Origin of the sequence: Sphingobium sp. LB126, from assembly GCF_002795205.1 — a bacterium.
GTDB classification, from domain to species: Bacteria; Pseudomonadota; Alphaproteobacteria; order Sphingomonadales; family Sphingomonadaceae; genus Sphingobium; species Sphingobium chungbukense.
Window position 1 is genome coordinate 1,665,925 of record NZ_NETV01000001.1, and the last position, 14,402, is coordinate 1,680,326.

At 65.6% G+C, this 14,402-nt stretch carries 14 protein-coding genes and 1 pseudogene; 3 read left to right on the forward strand and 12 right to left on the reverse strand.

The window, feature by feature from the left end:
• The first annotated feature begins 4 nt into the window (after positions 1-4).
• A complete protein-coding gene (locus tag CAF53_RS08145) occupies positions 5-700 on the forward strand; it encodes a lysophospholipid acyltransferase family protein (protein WP_046762172.1) in 696 nt (231 codons plus the stop codon).
• Here the strand turns inward: CAF53_RS08145 and CAF53_RS08150 are convergent.
• The 3 genes from CAF53_RS08150 to CAF53_RS08160 are packed head-to-tail and all read right to left on the reverse strand — an operon-like array spanning position 692 to position 3,695.
• The gene (locus tag CAF53_RS08150; RefSeq protein ID WP_046762173.1) at positions 692-1,597 is read right to left on the reverse strand and encodes a prephenate/arogenate dehydrogenase family protein; all 906 of its coding nucleotides are present in this window, start codon (positions 1,595-1,597) and stop codon (positions 692-694) included. The two genes, CAF53_RS08145 and CAF53_RS08150, sit on opposite strands and share 9 nt — an antisense overlap.
• The gene (gene hisC / locus CAF53_RS08155) at positions 1,597-2,694 is read right to left on the reverse strand and encodes a histidinol-phosphate transaminase (protein ID WP_100237795.1); all 1,098 of its coding nucleotides are present in this window, start codon (positions 2,692-2,694) and stop codon (positions 1,597-1,599) included. The genes CAF53_RS08150 and hisC overlap by 1 nt, the downstream gene beginning before the upstream one ends.
• Positions 2,695-2,744: 50 nt before the next feature.
• Complete coding sequence (locus tag CAF53_RS08160; RefSeq protein ID WP_100237796.1) at positions 2,745-3,695, reverse strand: 2-hydroxyacid dehydrogenase; 951 nt, start codon at positions 3,693-3,695, stop codon at positions 2,745-2,747.
• 67 nt (positions 3,696-3,762) lie between these two features.
• Between CAF53_RS08160 and CAF53_RS08165 the strand changes: the two genes are divergently transcribed.
• On the forward strand, positions 3,763-4,899 hold the full coding sequence (locus CAF53_RS08165) for a homoserine O-acetyltransferase (protein ID WP_100237797.1): 1,137 nt from the start codon (positions 3,763-3,765) through the stop codon (positions 4,897-4,899).
• Positions 4,896-5,483 carry a methionine biosynthesis protein MetW gene (gene metW, locus CAF53_RS08170; protein WP_100237798.1) on the forward strand — a complete coding sequence of 196 codons (588 nt, stop codon included), beginning with the start codon at positions 4,896-4,898 and terminating at the stop codon, positions 5,481-5,483. The genes CAF53_RS08165 and metW overlap by 4 nt, the downstream gene beginning before the upstream one ends.
• A 12-nt stretch (positions 5,484-5,495) precedes the next feature.
• Here the strand turns inward: metW and CAF53_RS08175 are convergent.
• The 9 genes and pseudogenes from CAF53_RS08175 to rpmI all read right to left on the reverse strand — a co-directional run.
• Positions 5,496-6,104 (reverse strand): annotated as a pseudogene (locus tag CAF53_RS08175) (glutathione S-transferase); the annotation flags it as partial.
• Complete coding sequence (locus CAF53_RS08180) at positions 6,101-7,678, reverse strand: peptide chain release factor 3 (protein WP_046762177.1); 1,578 nt, start codon at positions 7,676-7,678, stop codon at positions 6,101-6,103. The gene CAF53_RS08180 and the pseudogene CAF53_RS08175, both read right to left, overlap by 4 nt.
• A gap of 44 nt (positions 7,679-7,722) precedes the next feature.
• Complete coding sequence (locus CAF53_RS08185) at positions 7,723-8,604, reverse strand: aldose 1-epimerase family protein (protein ID WP_100237799.1); 882 nt, start codon at positions 8,602-8,604, stop codon at positions 7,723-7,725.
• A 37-nt stretch (positions 8,605-8,641) separates the two neighbouring features.
• Positions 8,642-9,355, reverse strand: a complete 714-nt coding sequence (locus CAF53_RS08190; protein WP_100237800.1) for a DUF4386 domain-containing protein — start codon at positions 9,353-9,355, stop codon at positions 8,642-8,644.
• Positions 9,356-9,376: 21 nt separating this feature from the next.
• Entirely contained in the window at positions 9,377-11,791 is a 2,415-nt protein-coding gene (gene pheT, locus CAF53_RS08195) for a phenylalanine--tRNA ligase subunit beta (protein WP_100237801.1), read from the reverse strand.
• On the reverse strand, positions 11,788-12,879 hold the full coding sequence (gene pheS, locus CAF53_RS08200; protein WP_100237802.1) for a phenylalanine--tRNA ligase subunit alpha: 1,092 nt from the start codon (positions 12,877-12,879) through the stop codon (positions 11,788-11,790). Before pheS ends, pheT begins: the two co-directional genes overlap by 4 nt.
• An 81-nt stretch (positions 12,880-12,960) precedes the next feature.
• Complete coding sequence (locus CAF53_RS08205; RefSeq protein WP_100237803.1) at positions 12,961-13,581, reverse strand: LysE family translocator; 621 nt, start codon at positions 13,579-13,581, stop codon at positions 12,961-12,963.
• 93 nt (positions 13,582-13,674) lie between these two features.
• The gene (gene rplT / locus CAF53_RS08210) at positions 13,675-14,037 is read right to left on the reverse strand and encodes a 50S ribosomal protein L20 (RefSeq protein WP_007689504.1); all 363 of its coding nucleotides are present in this window, start codon (positions 14,035-14,037) and stop codon (positions 13,675-13,677) included.
• A gap of 13 nt (positions 14,038-14,050) precedes the next feature.
• Positions 14,051-14,254 (reverse strand): 50S ribosomal protein L35, encoded by a 204-nt coding sequence (rpmI, locus tag CAF53_RS08215; RefSeq protein ID WP_007689506.1) that lies wholly within the window; start codon positions 14,252-14,254, stop codon positions 14,051-14,053.
• Positions 14,255-14,402 lie beyond the last annotated feature (148 nt).

A 14,402-nucleotide genomic window follows, 5' to 3' on the forward strand; every position in this document is an offset into this window, starting at 1 on the left:
TGCGATGCTCACGGCTCTGCGATCCCTGGCCTTCATGCTGGCTTTCTATATCGGCTCGGCGCTGTTCGTGTTGGCCGCTATGGCGGTCAATCTGGTTGCGCCGCGATCGATCCCCGCCGTCGCCACGGGATGGAGCCGCTTCCACCGTTTCTGCGTCCGCTGGCTGTTGGGACAGCAGATCAGGGTCGAGGGCGAACTGCCCAAGGGCCCCTATCTCTACATCCTCAAGCATGAATCGATGTTCGAGACGATCGACCTGCTCTGCCTGCTGGATCGTCCGGCGATCGCCGCCAAGCGTGAGCTGTTCGACATTCCGTTCTGGGGCGGCATTGCCCGCCGCTACGGCCTGATCCCGATCGAGCGCGAGGCGGGAGCCAAGGCCTTGCGCGCCCTGCGCAGCGCGGCCAAGGAAACCATCGCCCTGGGACGGGCCGTCTGCCTTTTTCCCGAGGGCACGCGCGTTCCCCATGGCGAAAGCCCGCCCCTGCGCGCCGGTTTCGCGGGCCTTTATGCGTTATTGGGCCTGCCGGTGGTGCCGATCGCGGTCGACAGCGGTCGCGTCTCGCCGCGCGGCAAATTCCTGAAGCGCTCCGGCACCATCACCTACAGGGTCGGGGAGATCGTGCCGCCCGGCCTTGATCGCAGCGAGGCGGAAGCCCGCGTCCATGCCGCGATCAACGCGCTCAACGGATCAGTGTGAGCGCCCGAAATCGGGCTTGGGATCATCCTGTCCCTGCTCGATGATCGACCGCCGGATCGCTCGCGTCCGGGTGAACAGGTTGAACAGCGCGTCCCCGTCATTCCAGCGGATCGCCCGCTGAAGCGCCGAAAGATCCTCCGAAAAGCGCTGGAGCATCTCCAGCACCGCATCCTTGTTCGCCAGGAACACGTCGCGCCACATGGTGGGATCGGACGCGGCGATGCGGGTGAAGTCCCGGAAACCGCCGGCGGAATATTTGATCACTTCCGACTGGGTCACATCCTCCAGGTCGCTCGCTGTGCCGACGATGGTATAGGCGATGAGGTGCGGCAGATGGCTCGTCACCGCCAGCACCAGATCGTGATGCGCCGGCTCCATCGTCTCGACATCGGCACCCACGCGCCGCCAAAGCTCGGCGACCCGTTCCACCGCCGCCGGATCGGCCTCGGCGGGCGGCGTCACGATGCACCAGCGTCCCCGGAACAGCGAGGCAAAGCCCGCCTCCGGCCCGCTATTCTCGGTTCCCGCCACCGGATGCGCCGGAACGACCGTCCGCCCCGGCAATGCCGCGCTCAACTGCGCCAGCACATCGGCCTTGCACGATCCCACGTCGCTGATGATCGCGTCGGTGGGCAGATCGTCGGCAATCTCCGCCGCCGCCGCACCCATGGCCCGCACCGGCACGCACAGCACGACCAGATCGGCGTCGGTCACGCTCGCGCCCGCCGTATCGGTGACATCATCGCACAGGTCGATGGCCCGTGCGATCTCGCGCACGCCCGCATCGGCATCATAGCCGGTCACGCGCACCGTCGGCATGGCCTCGCGGATCGCCCGCGCCAGCGACGAGCCGATCAGGCCCAGCCCGATGATCGTGACCCGCGAAAAAGGCAACATCAGGCCGCTTCCACCATGGCGCGCAGCTTGGTCGCGACCTTGCGCATCTGATCCTCTGTGCCGATGGTGATGCGCAGGCCGTTGGGCAGGCCTTGCCCCGGCAGCCAGCGGGTGGCGAAGCCCTCGTCCCATAGGCCTTTCATTGCGGCTTCCGCAGTCAGCTTGCCGTCGAACAGGATCAGCAGGAAGTTCGCCTTGCTCGGCACGACGCGGAGCCCATGGTTGGACAGCGAAGCCACTTCGCCCGCCAGCCATTCGCGCCACTGCCGGTTATGCACCCGGCTCGCCTCGACCCAGGCGGTGTCCTGGACCGCGGCAATCGCCGCAGCCTGTCCGGCCGTCGTCACATTGAACGGCGCGCGGATGCGGTGCAGCACGTCAATGACCTCAGCACTGGCATAGCCCCAGCCGATCCGCTCGGCGGCCAGCCCGTAAATCTTGGAGAAGGTCCGCGTCACGAACATATTCGAAGCGGTCCGCGCCAACTCCAGCCCGCCATCATCCTCGTTGCCGTCCAGATATTCGGCATAGGCCTGATCCAGCACGAACAAGATATCGGGCCGCAGACCCGCATGAAGCCGCGCAATCTCTTCGCGCGAGGTCATGGTGCCGGTCGGATTATTGGGATTGGCGAGGAAGACGACCTTGGTCTTGTCCGTCACCGCCGCCAGCAGCGCATCCACATCGGTCGCATAATCGGCATCCGGCGCAACGACCGGCGTCGCGCCTACCCGCCGCGCGGCGATGTCGTAGACCGAAAATCCGTAACGGACATAGAGAACCTCATCTCCCGGCCCCGCATAGGCGCTGGCGGCGATATGCAGCAATTCGTCCGACCCGGTGCCATAGATCACCCGCGCGGGGTCCAGCCCATGTACCTCGGCAATCGCTTCGCGCAGCTTGGCCGCGCCGGGATCGGGATAGGTCGCGAGGTCCGCCGTCGCCGTCAACAGCGCGGCCCGCGTCGCCTCCCCGGTGCCCAGCGGATTTTCATTGGCCGACAGCTTCACCAGCGGGCGGCCATCATCGGCGGCCGACTTGCCCGGCACATAGGGCGAAATACCGAGAATCCAGTCTTTGGGGGCAGGCTTTGTCATGCGCCGCGCTTTAACGTCATCGACGCAAAACGCAAAGCAGGACTGTCCTGCTACACCACCGGTGTCAGCAAAGGCTCCCCCGCCGCCCAGGCATCCAGATTGGCCAGCACCAGATCGGCCATCGCCTTGCGCGTCTCGACCGTCGCGCTGCCCTGATGGGGTTGCAGCACCACCTGATCCATGGCGATCAGCGCTTCGGGCACATGCGGCTCGTCCACGAACACGTCCAGCCCCGCACCTGCGATCCGCCTTTCCGCCAGCGCGGCCACCAACGCATCCTCATCGATTACGCTGCCCCGGCTGATGTTGACGATGAAGCCCTCCGGCCCGAGTGCGTCCAGCATGGCCGCATCGACGAGCCCGGGCGTTTCCGGCCCGCCAGATGTCGCGACGATGATCACGTCGCTCGCCCGCGCGAAATCCAGCGGATCGGCCACATAGCGATAGGCTGCATCCACGACCGCCCGCCGGCTATGGTAGAGGATCTCGCCCGCCACCGGCTCCAGCCGCCGGGCAATGGCGCGCCCGATCCGGCCCAGTCCCAATATGCCGATCCGCTTGCCTGTCACGCGCCGGCAAAGCGCGGGCCGCACGCCCTGCGCCCACTCTCCCGCCCGTACCATCCGGTCATTGGCGGCGATATTGCGCACTGTCGCATAGAGCAGGCCCACAGCCAGATCGGCCACATCATCGGTCAGCACGTCCGGCGTATTGGTGACGCGGATGCCCCTGGCCTGCGCGTGGTGGACATCGACCTTGTCATAGCCCACCGAAAACAGTCCGATGATCTCCAGCCGGGGCAGGGCGTCCATGATCGCGGCTGGCGCGCCCACCGTCCCAAAGGACACCAGGGCCCGTGCCTCCCGCACCGCATCCGGCAAGGCATCCAGATCGGCATCCGCCGCCACCGCGTGGATGGCAAAGCGCTGCGCCAGCGCCTCATTCAAATAGGGATAGAGCGTACCGAAGGTGACGATGGGGATGGAAGTGCTGTCGGGCATCCCCGCGATGTAGGGCAAAGGCCAGCCGATTGACAGACCCCGGCCCCGGCCCTAGCCCGGAGGGATAATGGCCAGCGCATCCTTTTCCGATGACAGTCGTTTCGGCCTGCGCCGCCAGGCGCGCCTCGTCGGCCCGCTCCGGCTCGACAGCGGCGTCTCCCTGGATCCGGTCGACATCGCCTATGAGACCTATGGGCAAATGCATGCGGACCGATCCAACGTCATCCTCATCTGCCATGCCCTGACCGGCGACCAATATGTCGCCTCGGATCACCCCGTCACGGGCAAGCCTGGCTGGTGGTGGCGCCTGGTGGGCGAAGGGAAGCCGGTCGATCCCACCCGCCATTTCATCGTCTGCGCAAACGTCATCGGCAGCTGCATGGGTTCCAGCGGCCCAGCCAGCCTCGACCCTGCGACCGGTGAACCCCATGCGATGCGCTTCCCGGTCATCACCATAGCCGACATGGTCCGCGCGCAGGCGATGCTGCTCGACCATCTCGGCGTCGACCGCCTCCACGCCGTCATCGGCGGCTCCATGGGCGGCATGCAGGCGCTCAGCTGGCCCACCCTCTACCCCGATCGTGTCGAAAGGTGCATCGTCATCGCTTCGACGGCCCGCCACAGCGCCCAGAACATCGCCTTCCACGAAGTCGGGCGGCAGGCGATCATGGCCGACCCCAATTGGCGGGGCGGCGATTATTATGCCGACGGCGCGATCCCCAGCGCAGGCCTTGCCGTTGCCCGCATGGCCGCGCACATCACCTATCTCTCCGAAGCGGGCCTGACCGAGAAATTCGGGCGGCGCCTGCAGGGCAGGGACGCGAAGACCTTCGGTTTCGACGCCGATTTCCAGGTGGAAAGCTATTTGCGGCATCAGGGCCTCAGCTTCGTTGAGCGGTTCGACGCCAACAGCTATCTCTACATTACCCGCGCCATGGACTATTATGACATAGCGGAGGATCATGGCGGCAGCCTCGCCAGGGCCTTCGCCGCGTCGAAGGCGCGCTTCTGCCTCGTCAGCTTCGATACCGACTGGCTCTATCCGACGGCGGAATCCCGCATGATCGTCCATGCCCTCAACGCCAGCGGCGCGCAGGCGAGCTTCGTCGAACTCTCAAGTCCCTTCGGCCATGATGCCTTCCTGCTGGAATGCCCGGAATTGAATCGCGTGGTCGACGGCTTCCTGAAGGGCGGCCGGGCATGAGCCTGCGCCCCGATCTGGCCCTCATCGCCCGCACCGTCACGGCCGGCGCCCGCATTCTTGACGTCGGCTGCGGCGACGGCGCCCTGATGGCTGCGCTGCGCGATGCGAAACAGGTCGATGCCCGCGGCCTGGAAATCGACCCGCATAATGTCGCCGCCGCCGTAGCCCGTGGGCTTTCCGTGGTCCAGGGCGATGCCGACACCGATCTCGTCTATTATCCCGAGGCCAGCTTCGACTATGCGATCCTCAGCCAGACGCTCCAGACCACCCGCCGCCCGGATCGCGTGGTCGAGGAATTGCTGCGCATCGGCAGGCAGGCATTCGTCTCCTTCCCCAATTTCGCCCATTGGCGCGGGCGCTTATCCCTTTTCTGGGGCGGAAGGATGCCGGTGACGCGCCTGTTGCCCGACACATGGTATGACACGCTCAACATCCACCATGTCACGGTCGACGATTTCCGCGCGCTGGTGAAGGATCGTGGCTGGACCATCGATGGCCAGTGGTTCCTGAAGGGCGACCGGGAAACCACCCAGGCCAATGCCAATCTCTTCGCGGAGCACGCCGTCTTCCTGCTGCGGAAATAATCCGCGCAGCAGCAGCGGCTCGTCGCCTTCGACCCATGGCTTCAGACGGATCATGGCGTGGGCAAACAGTTCTGACCCCAGATACCCGTCCAGCCAGCGCTGGACCCGCGGCAGCGACTGAGCGGCGAACCATTCCGGTTCCGTCGCCGCGAACTGGCGAACAAAGGGAAAGATCGCGATATCGGTCAAGGATTGCCGGTCACCGGTCAGATAGACGCTGCGCTCCAGCCGCATCTCCAGCGTGGCCAGCCATGCCATCGCTTCATCCCGATGCTCCATCGGATCGGACCCGTGCCGGCTGGCATATTTGTAGCGGTCGAGATGGCTTTTGAACGGCCCGTCATTGGCGGCGATCAGCGCGCTGTCCTCGCCCGCCAGCATATGCTCGGGATCGTTCTGGCCCAGCGCCCAGTGCATGATGTCCAGGCTTTCCTCCAATACACGCCCGTCCGGCAACAGCAGGACCGGAACCGTGCCCTTGGGGGAGATCGCCAGCATCGACGCGGGCTTGTCGCGCAACACGACCTCGCGCAATTCCACCACCTGCCCGCTCGCCAGCAGCGCCAAGCGTGCCCGCATCGCATAGGGGCAGCGCCGGAAGCTGTAGCAGACCGGGTTCAACGCTCCTTGGTCGCGCTGAACTTCACCTTGGGGTGCCGCTCCTGCTGGTAGCCGATATCCCAGGCGCTCTTCGCCATGAAGACCAGATTGCCGTCGCGATCCTTGGCCATGTTGGCCCCGTTGAACGCCACCAGATCCTTGATCGCGGCGTCATCCCCGGACACCCAGCGCGCGGTATCGAAGGGCGACTGCTCCAGCCCGGCCGCGACCTTATATTCCGCCTCCAGCCGGGAAATCAGCACTTCCAACTGCAACTGCCCGACGACGCCGACGATCCAGTTCGACCCGATCTCCGGGTAGAAAACCTGGATCACGCCTTCCTCGGACAGATCGTCCAGCGCCTTGCGCAACTGCTTGGTCTTGGTCGGATCCTTCAGCGCCACGCGGCGCAGGATTTCCGGCGCGAAATTGGGCAGGCCGGTGAAACGAAGCCCCGGCTTCTCCGACAGCGTATCGCCCACGCGCAGCGCCCCATGATTGGGGATGCCGATGATGTCGCCGGGAAAAGCCTCATCCGCCAGTTCCCGGTCCTGCGCGAAGAACAGGATCGGCGAATGCACGGCCAGAGCCTTGCCCGATCCGCTCGGCGTCAGCTTCATGCCGCGCCGGAACTTGCCCGACACCAGCCGCATGAAGGCGATGCGGTCGCGGTGCATCGGGTCCATATTGGCCTGCACCTTGAAGATGAAGCCGGTCACTTCGCTCTGCTCCGGTTCGATCGGCGCCGGTTCGGCGGGCTGGGCGCGGGGCGGCGGCGCGTGGGCGGCCAGCGCGTCGATCAGTTCGGTGACGCCGAACAGCTTGAGCGCCGACCCGAAATAGACCGGGGTCAGGTCGCCGTGGCGATAGCGGCCAAGGTCGAACTCGGTATAGCCGCCCTGCGCCAGCTCCGCCTCTTCGCGCAGTTTCGCCAGCGCGCGGGGGGAGAGGTAATCGGCCAGCTTCGGGTCATCGATGCCGCTGAACTGGTGCCGCGTGCCGTCAAATTCCTTCGATGGCCCGGCTGGCTGCATCAGCTGGTTGGTGGCGAAATCGTAAATGCCCTCGAAATCTGCGCCCATGCCGACCGGCCAGCTCATGGGGCAGACGTCGAGCTGCAACTGATCGGCTACCTCGTCCAGCAGGCCGAAGGTTTCGCGCCCCTCGCGGTCCACCTTGTTGACGAAGGTGATGATGGGAACGTTGCGCAGGCGGCAGACCTCGAACAGCTTGCGGGTCTGCGGCTCGATGCCCTTGGCCGCGTCGATCACCATGACGGCGGAATCGACGGCGGTCAGCGTGCGATAGGTGTCCTCGCTGAAATCCTCGTGACCCGGCGTGTCGAGCAGGTTGAAGGTGATCGTCTCGCCATCGCGCGTCCGTTCGAAGGTCATGACCGAGGACGTCACGGAAATGCCGCGCTGCTGCTCGATCTTCATCCAGTCCGACCGCGCGCGCCGGTTCGCCCCGCGCGCCTTGACCTCGCCGGCCAGATGGATCGCGCCACCCTCCAGCAGCAGCTTTTCGGTCAGTGTGGTCTTGCCCGCGTCCGGGTGCGAGATGATGGCGAAGGTACGGCGGGAAGGAATGCTCATGGGCGGCCCATATAGCGATTCGCAGGAAATTCGCCAGCCGGGCCTCAGCCGGTGATGCCGACGTCCATCCGGAACCGCCGTTCCTCCCCGGGCGCCAACCGCATGATCCCCTGCTTTGCCCAGACATCGCCCTCGAATCCCACAGGGTCTGCCATCCCCGCCCAGGGTTCGACGCAGAGATAATGCGCGCCAGGCTTCTGCCACAGCCCCAGCCAGGGCGTGTCGGGAAAGTCTATCTTCAGGCCGGTCCGCCCCGGCACGCCCCAGAACAGGCTGCGGCTTTCCAGCCGGTCCCAGATCAGCGCGTCGCCCTCGTACATCGCATGTGTCGGCGTCAGCCTGTCGCCTTCGACCGGCGAGGCCACCGGTTCCAGGGCAATCAGCCCCGGCTCGGCCCCGACCTTGCGGATCGGCGCGGCCTCGGCCTTTTCGAACAGCACCCTATGCTCCTCTGCTGTGCCGCCATAGGGCAGGGGCCAGGCGAAGGCGGGATGATAGCCGAAGGAAAAGGGCATGTCGTCCACGCCCCGATTGGCCACCGTCGCCGTCATCCGCAGCGTCCGCCCCTCGGCCGCAAAGTGCATGTCCAGCCGGAAATCGAAGGGATAGACGGCGCGCGTCTCCTCGTCCGCCTCCAGCCGGAAGGTCGCGGCGTCGCCGCTCCGCTCCACCAGCGCAAAGCCCTTCCGCCGCGCAAAGCCATGCTGCGCCATCGGATAGTCGCGCCCCTCGAAGCGATAGACATCCCCCCGCGACCGGCCGACGAAGGGAAAGAGCAGCGGCGCATGCCCCGTCCACCAGCGCGGGTCGGCGTCCGTCATCAACTCGCGCCCATCGGCGTCCCTGATCGACCACAGCTCCGCGCCCATGGGATGGATGCTGGCGCTCAGGCCGTCCGAGCCGATGGTGATGAACGCGTCGGTCATGTGGCAAGCCTCCCTTATTGCCGCGCTCGGGGCAAGATCATGAATCCATCGTAGGCGGTCCTGGAAAAGGCCGGGAACGCCAGAAAAGGAGCAGGCCGAGGGCGAAGATGCCCTCGGCCAGAAGCGCCAGAATGTCCGCCTGGATCACCGTTGCATTGGCCAGTTCCGGCGCGATCAGCGCGACCGACCGCACTGTCATTTGAAGGAGGCCGCCCAGCGCCAGCCCGATGCCGACCACCTTGGGCAGCCGCCCTGACCGAAAGGCCAGCAACCCGATCAGCAGCAGATAAAGCCCGATGAAGATGCGCGCCACGCCCTGCATCGCCTGCCCCAGGGCGAGCGAAAGCTGCACCAGCGAATGCACTTCGGTCAGGCTGATGCCCGGATGCGGCGCGCCGTCGAGCAGGACCGGCGGCGTCATGGTCGCAAGGCCGCTCGCCGCCAGCGCTGCGATCCCTGTCAGTGCGGCCATCGCCGCCACCCGCGCCAGATGGCGGGCGACAGGCGCGAACAAGGCATAGAGCAGTGCAGTCGCGACTATCATCGCGCACAGCATCGCCACGTCGCTCGCTTCCCCGGCCCGGTAGAGCCAGGGATAATCGCCGATGTTGCGCGCCGTTTCGCGCCCATTGCCAGGCACCACGAGCGCCGCCCGCACCACCGAATCGCCGAAGATGCGGGCCGCCATCGCGCCGAGGATGAACAGCCCGGCGATCCGCGCTTTCCCTTCAACCCCGGCGAACAGCTTCATGCCTGCCCCCCATGCCTGCCCTTAGGCCCGCAACAGGCCGCCCAGCTTTTCGGCAGCCTTCACCACCGCCGCGCTGATCGCGTCCAGCTCCTCCTGGGAGAAGCTTTTTTCGCCCGGTTGCAGGGTGATCTCGACGGCCAGGCTCTTCTTGCCGTCCTCCACGCCCGGCCCGACGAACAGGTCGAACAGCCGCGCATCGACAATGGCCTTCTTGTCCGCGTTCCTGACCGCGCGGACCAGCGCATCGGCCTCGACGCCCTCATCGATGACGAAGGCAAAGTCGCGCTTCACCGCCTGAAGCGCAGGCGGCGCATAGGGCGCGCGCATGAAGCCGCTCTTGCGCTTGGCTGGGATCGCGTCGAGGAAGATTTCCCCGGCGACCACCGTGCCGGTCAGCCCGAACTGCTTGGCGAGGCTGGGATGCAGCACGCCGAACTCGGCCAGCACGACTTTAGGTCCCAGCCGCAACGTGCCGGACTGGCCCGGATGATAGGCCGCCGACGCCTCGCCGAAGCTCTGCAAATTCGCCACCGGCGCCCCGGCTGCGGTGAGCAGTGCGATCACCTCGGCTTTGGCGTCGAAGGCGGAAAAGGCCTGCGCCTTGCCCGTCTGCCAGCCACGTGGCGTTTTCTCGCCCGCCAGCACGAAGCCAACGGTAGCTCGTTCCTTATCGGCGAAATAGCGCCGTCCCAGCTCGAACAGCCGCACCGCAGCCGCGCCGCGATCCATGTTGCGCCGGGTGGCCGACAGCAGGCCGGGCAGCAGCGAAGGCCGCATGACCTTCAAATCCTCGGAAATCGGATTGGCCAGCGTCCAGTCGCCGCCCCCAACCGAAGCCGCTTCCTTCTCGGAAATGAAGGACCAGTTGATCGCTTCAGCCAGCCCACGCGCCGCCGCCGTCCGGCGCACGCGCCGTTCGATCATCTGCTCCGCCGTCGCCGTCGGCTTGGCGACACCGGGCATGCGGGGCAGGGGCGTGGAGGGCACCTGGTCCAGCCCGACGATGCGCACCACTTCCTCGACGATATCGGGCCAGCCGTCGACGTCACGACGCCAGCTCGGCACGCTGACGGTCCAGTTGGCCGGCGTCGTCACCGGCACGCCGTCCTGATATTCGAAGGTGGAATCATGGCCGGTAACGCCGAAGCCCAGGCTTTCGAGGATGCGTTTCTGCTCGCTCTCGGCCACATCGACGCCCGCCAGCGCCAGGCATTGCGACGGCTCGTAGGTCACGACCTTGTTTGCTACCGGCGGCGTACCCGCCCGCGTCGCTTCGCTTGGGCTGCCGCCGCAAAGTTGCGTCACCAGATAGGTCGCGATCGACAGGCCGTCGTCGAGGAAAGCCGGGTCCACGCCCCGCTCGAACCGTGCGCGTGCGTCGCTGGTCAACGCCAGCTTCTGCCCCGTCACCGCGATCCGTTCAGGTGTGAAATAGGCGCATTCGATCAGCACATCGGTCGTGGCGTCCGTGGCGCCGGAATGCTCGCCGCCCATGATGCCGCCAATGTCGTGCACGGCCTCGTCGTCGGCGATCACCGTCATCGTCTCGTCGACGCCATAGGTCTTGCCGTTGAGCGCCAGCACCTGCTCGCCCTCACGCCCCTTGCGCGCCACCAACCCGCCCTTGAGCGTCGCCATGTCATAGACATGCAGCGGCCGCCCCAGGTCGATCATGATATAGTTGGTGATGTCGACCAGAGTGCTGATCGGCTTCTGTCCGATGGCTTTCAATTGCTTCGCCATCCATGCGGGCGACGAACCGTTTTTCACGCCGCGCACCGTCCGTGCGAAGAAAGCCGGGCAGCCATTGGCATCTTCGACCCGCACGTCCGGCCCCGGGCCCACGCCCTCGATCGTCGGCACGACGATCGCGTTCAGCGTACCCAGCCCCGCCGCCGCCAGATCGCGCGCAATGCCGCGCACGCCCATGCAATCCTGCCGGTTCGGCGTGATCGACACGTCGATCACCGGATCGTCGAGGCCAGCCCATTGCGCATAGACCTGTCCCACCGGGGCATCCGGGTTCAGTTCGATGATCCCGTCATGATCCTCGCCCAGTTCCAGTTCCCGGAACGAGCACATCATGCCGTTGGATTCGACCCCGCGAATGGCTGTCTTCTTCAGCACCATGCCGTTGACCGGCACGACCGCGCCCTCGGTCCCGAACACGCCGACCAGACCGGCCCGCGCATTGGGCGCGCCGCACACGACTTGGCATGCACCGTCGCCTGCATCGACGGTCAGCACCTGCAACTTGTCGGCCTGCGGATGGGGATCGGCGGTCAGCACCCTGGCGATGCGGAAGGCACCCAGCTTCTCCGCCGGATTCTCCACGCCCTCGACCTCAAGCCCGATGTTGGTCAGGCCCTTCAGGATCGTCGGCAGGTCGGCATCGGTCGCAAGATGCGTCTTGAGCCAGCTCAGCGTGAACTTCATGCGCCCACTCCTCCGCTCAGCGTGGGAACATCCAGGCCCATGAAGCCATAATGTTTCAGCCAGCGCAGATCGCCGTCGAAGAAAGCACGCAAGTCGTTCATCCCATATTTCAGCATCGCCAGCCGGTCGACGCCGGTGCCGAAGGCAAAGCCCTGCCATTCATCCGGGTCCAGCCCGCAAGCCTCGATCACGCGGCGGTTGACCATGCCGCTGCCCAGCACTTCCAGCCAGCCGCCGCCGGGCGCATCGCCGTCGCCGCCGATCACCCGCTGGCCGTTGATCAACGTGTAGCCGACATCGACCTCCACCGAAGGCTCGGTAAAGGGGAAATAGCTCGGCCGCAGCCGCAGCACGATATCGTCCCGCTCGAAGAAGGCCTTGAGGAAGGTCTCCAGCGTCCATTTGAGATGCCCAAGGGTGATGCCCTTGTCGATCACCAGTCCCTCGATCTGATGGAACATCGGCGTGTGCGTCGCGTCGCTGTCCGACCGGTAGACCCGCCCCGGCGCGATGATGCGGATCGGCGGCTCCCCGTTCATCATCGTACGGATCTGCACCGGCGAGGTGTGGGTGCGCAGCAGCATCTTCTTGCCCGATTCGGCGTCGGAGAAATAGAACGTGTCGTGCATCGCCCGCGCCGGATGCGTCTCGGGAATGTTGAGCGCGGTGAAATTATGCCAGTCGTCCTCGATCTCCGGCCCCGTAGCGACGGAGAAACCGAGATCCGCGAAAATCTCCGCCAGTTCGTCCATGACCTGGGACACCGGATGCACCGATCCCTGCGGGCCGATGTCGGCGGGCAGGGTCATGTCGATTGTCTCTGCGGCCAGCTTGGCATCGAGCGCGGCCAGCTCCAGCGCCGCCTTCTTCTCCGCCAGCGCGGCGGTCACGCTCTCGCGCAAATCCTGGATCGGCGGGCCTTTCTCCAGCCGCTCCTCCGGGCTCATGGGGCCGAGGGTCTTGAGCAGCCCCGTCACCACGCCATTCTTGCCCATGGCGCCCACACGAAGGGTCTCCAGCGCCTCCAGCGTATCGGCGGCGGCGATGTCGGCGATCAGGCCGGCTTTCAATGCGCTAATCTCGGTCATTCGTCTTCCAGATGGAGATGGCGGAAATATGCCCCGCGCCTTAGCCCGGCGCGGCGCGCAAGAAAAGGGATAGGCGCGAACTCAGGCCCGCGCGCCCAGCAGCGCCCCGCCGAACCCGATGAACATCAGCCCCGTTCCCCGGTTGAACAGCCTCTGGCGGTTCGCGGGCGCCAGCCAGCGGGCGAGCTTCACCCCGCCCAGCGCATAGACGCACTGCCAGCCGAACTCGATGGCGACGAAGCTGACCACCAATATCGCCAACTGCACCGAGAAGGGCCGGTCCGTATCGATGAACTGCGGAAACAGCGCGGCGGCGAAGATGATGAGCTTGGGATTGGAAAGCCCCGTCAACAGTCCGGTGCCGTAGAGCGCCCGCAACGACCGCGTCTGTGTCGCGCCGATTTCGCCTGCATCCCCCACCGGCGCTCGCCACGCCTTGATCCCCAGCCAGATCAGATAGGCGACGCCCGCATAGCGCAGCACATCGAACAGCCGGGGTGAAGCCTTGAGCAATGCGCCCAAGCCCAGCGCGGAGGCGATCAGGCACAGCAGGATCGCGCTCATCAGCCCGGCCATCGTCGCCAGCGCCCGGCGCGGCCCATGATGGATGCTCTGCGTCATCACATGCAGCATATTCGGTCCCGGCGTGGCCGAGATCAGGAAAACCGCCGTGACGTACAACCACCAGACATGCAGCGACATGGGATCAAGCCCCCGAAAAAGGCAGAAACGAAAAAGGGCGCCGAAGGCATCTGCCCCGGCGCCCCTTTCAGACGATCTTGCGACCGATCCGGCTTAAGCCGCGGGCAGCGCAGCCTTCGCCTGGGCGATGATGGCGCTGAACGCCTCGCCTTCGTGCATCGCAATGTCGGCCAGAACCTTGCGGTCCAGCTCCACGCCGGCCAGCTTCAGGCCGTGCATGAACTGCGAATAGGTCAGGCCTTCGGCGCGGACGCCGGCGTTGATGCGCTGGATCCACAGGCCACGGAAGGTCCGCTTCTTGACCTTGCGGTCGCGATAAGCGTACTGGCCGGCCTTTTCGACAGCCTGGCGGGCGATGCGGATCGTGTTCTTGCGACGGCCATAATAGCCCTTCGCCTGATCCAGAATCCTCTTATGCTTCGCCTTGGTGGTCGTACCACGTTTTACGCGTGCCATGTGTCCCTACTCCTTACTTGAGGCCATAGGGCGCCCAGAGGCGCACGTGAGCCACGTCGGCGTCGGACATGACCGAGGTGCCGCGGTTCTGGCGGATATACTTGGCGTTGTGGCTGATCAGGCGGTGACGCTTGCCAGCGACGCCGTGCTTGACCTTGCCGGAAGCGGTGAACTTGAAGCGCTTCTTCACACCGCTCTTGGTCTTGAGCTTGGGCATTTTCGTCTCCTTTTTCAGCGCGACGATTACGGACAGCCACGGCAGCCCTAGTTAGCCGGGCGGTCCTTCCGAATATCGCGAAGGGGCGCGCATAGTCGGATGCTTCCCCAAAAGCAAGCGATTCGGACCTAAAATCGCCGATCGACGT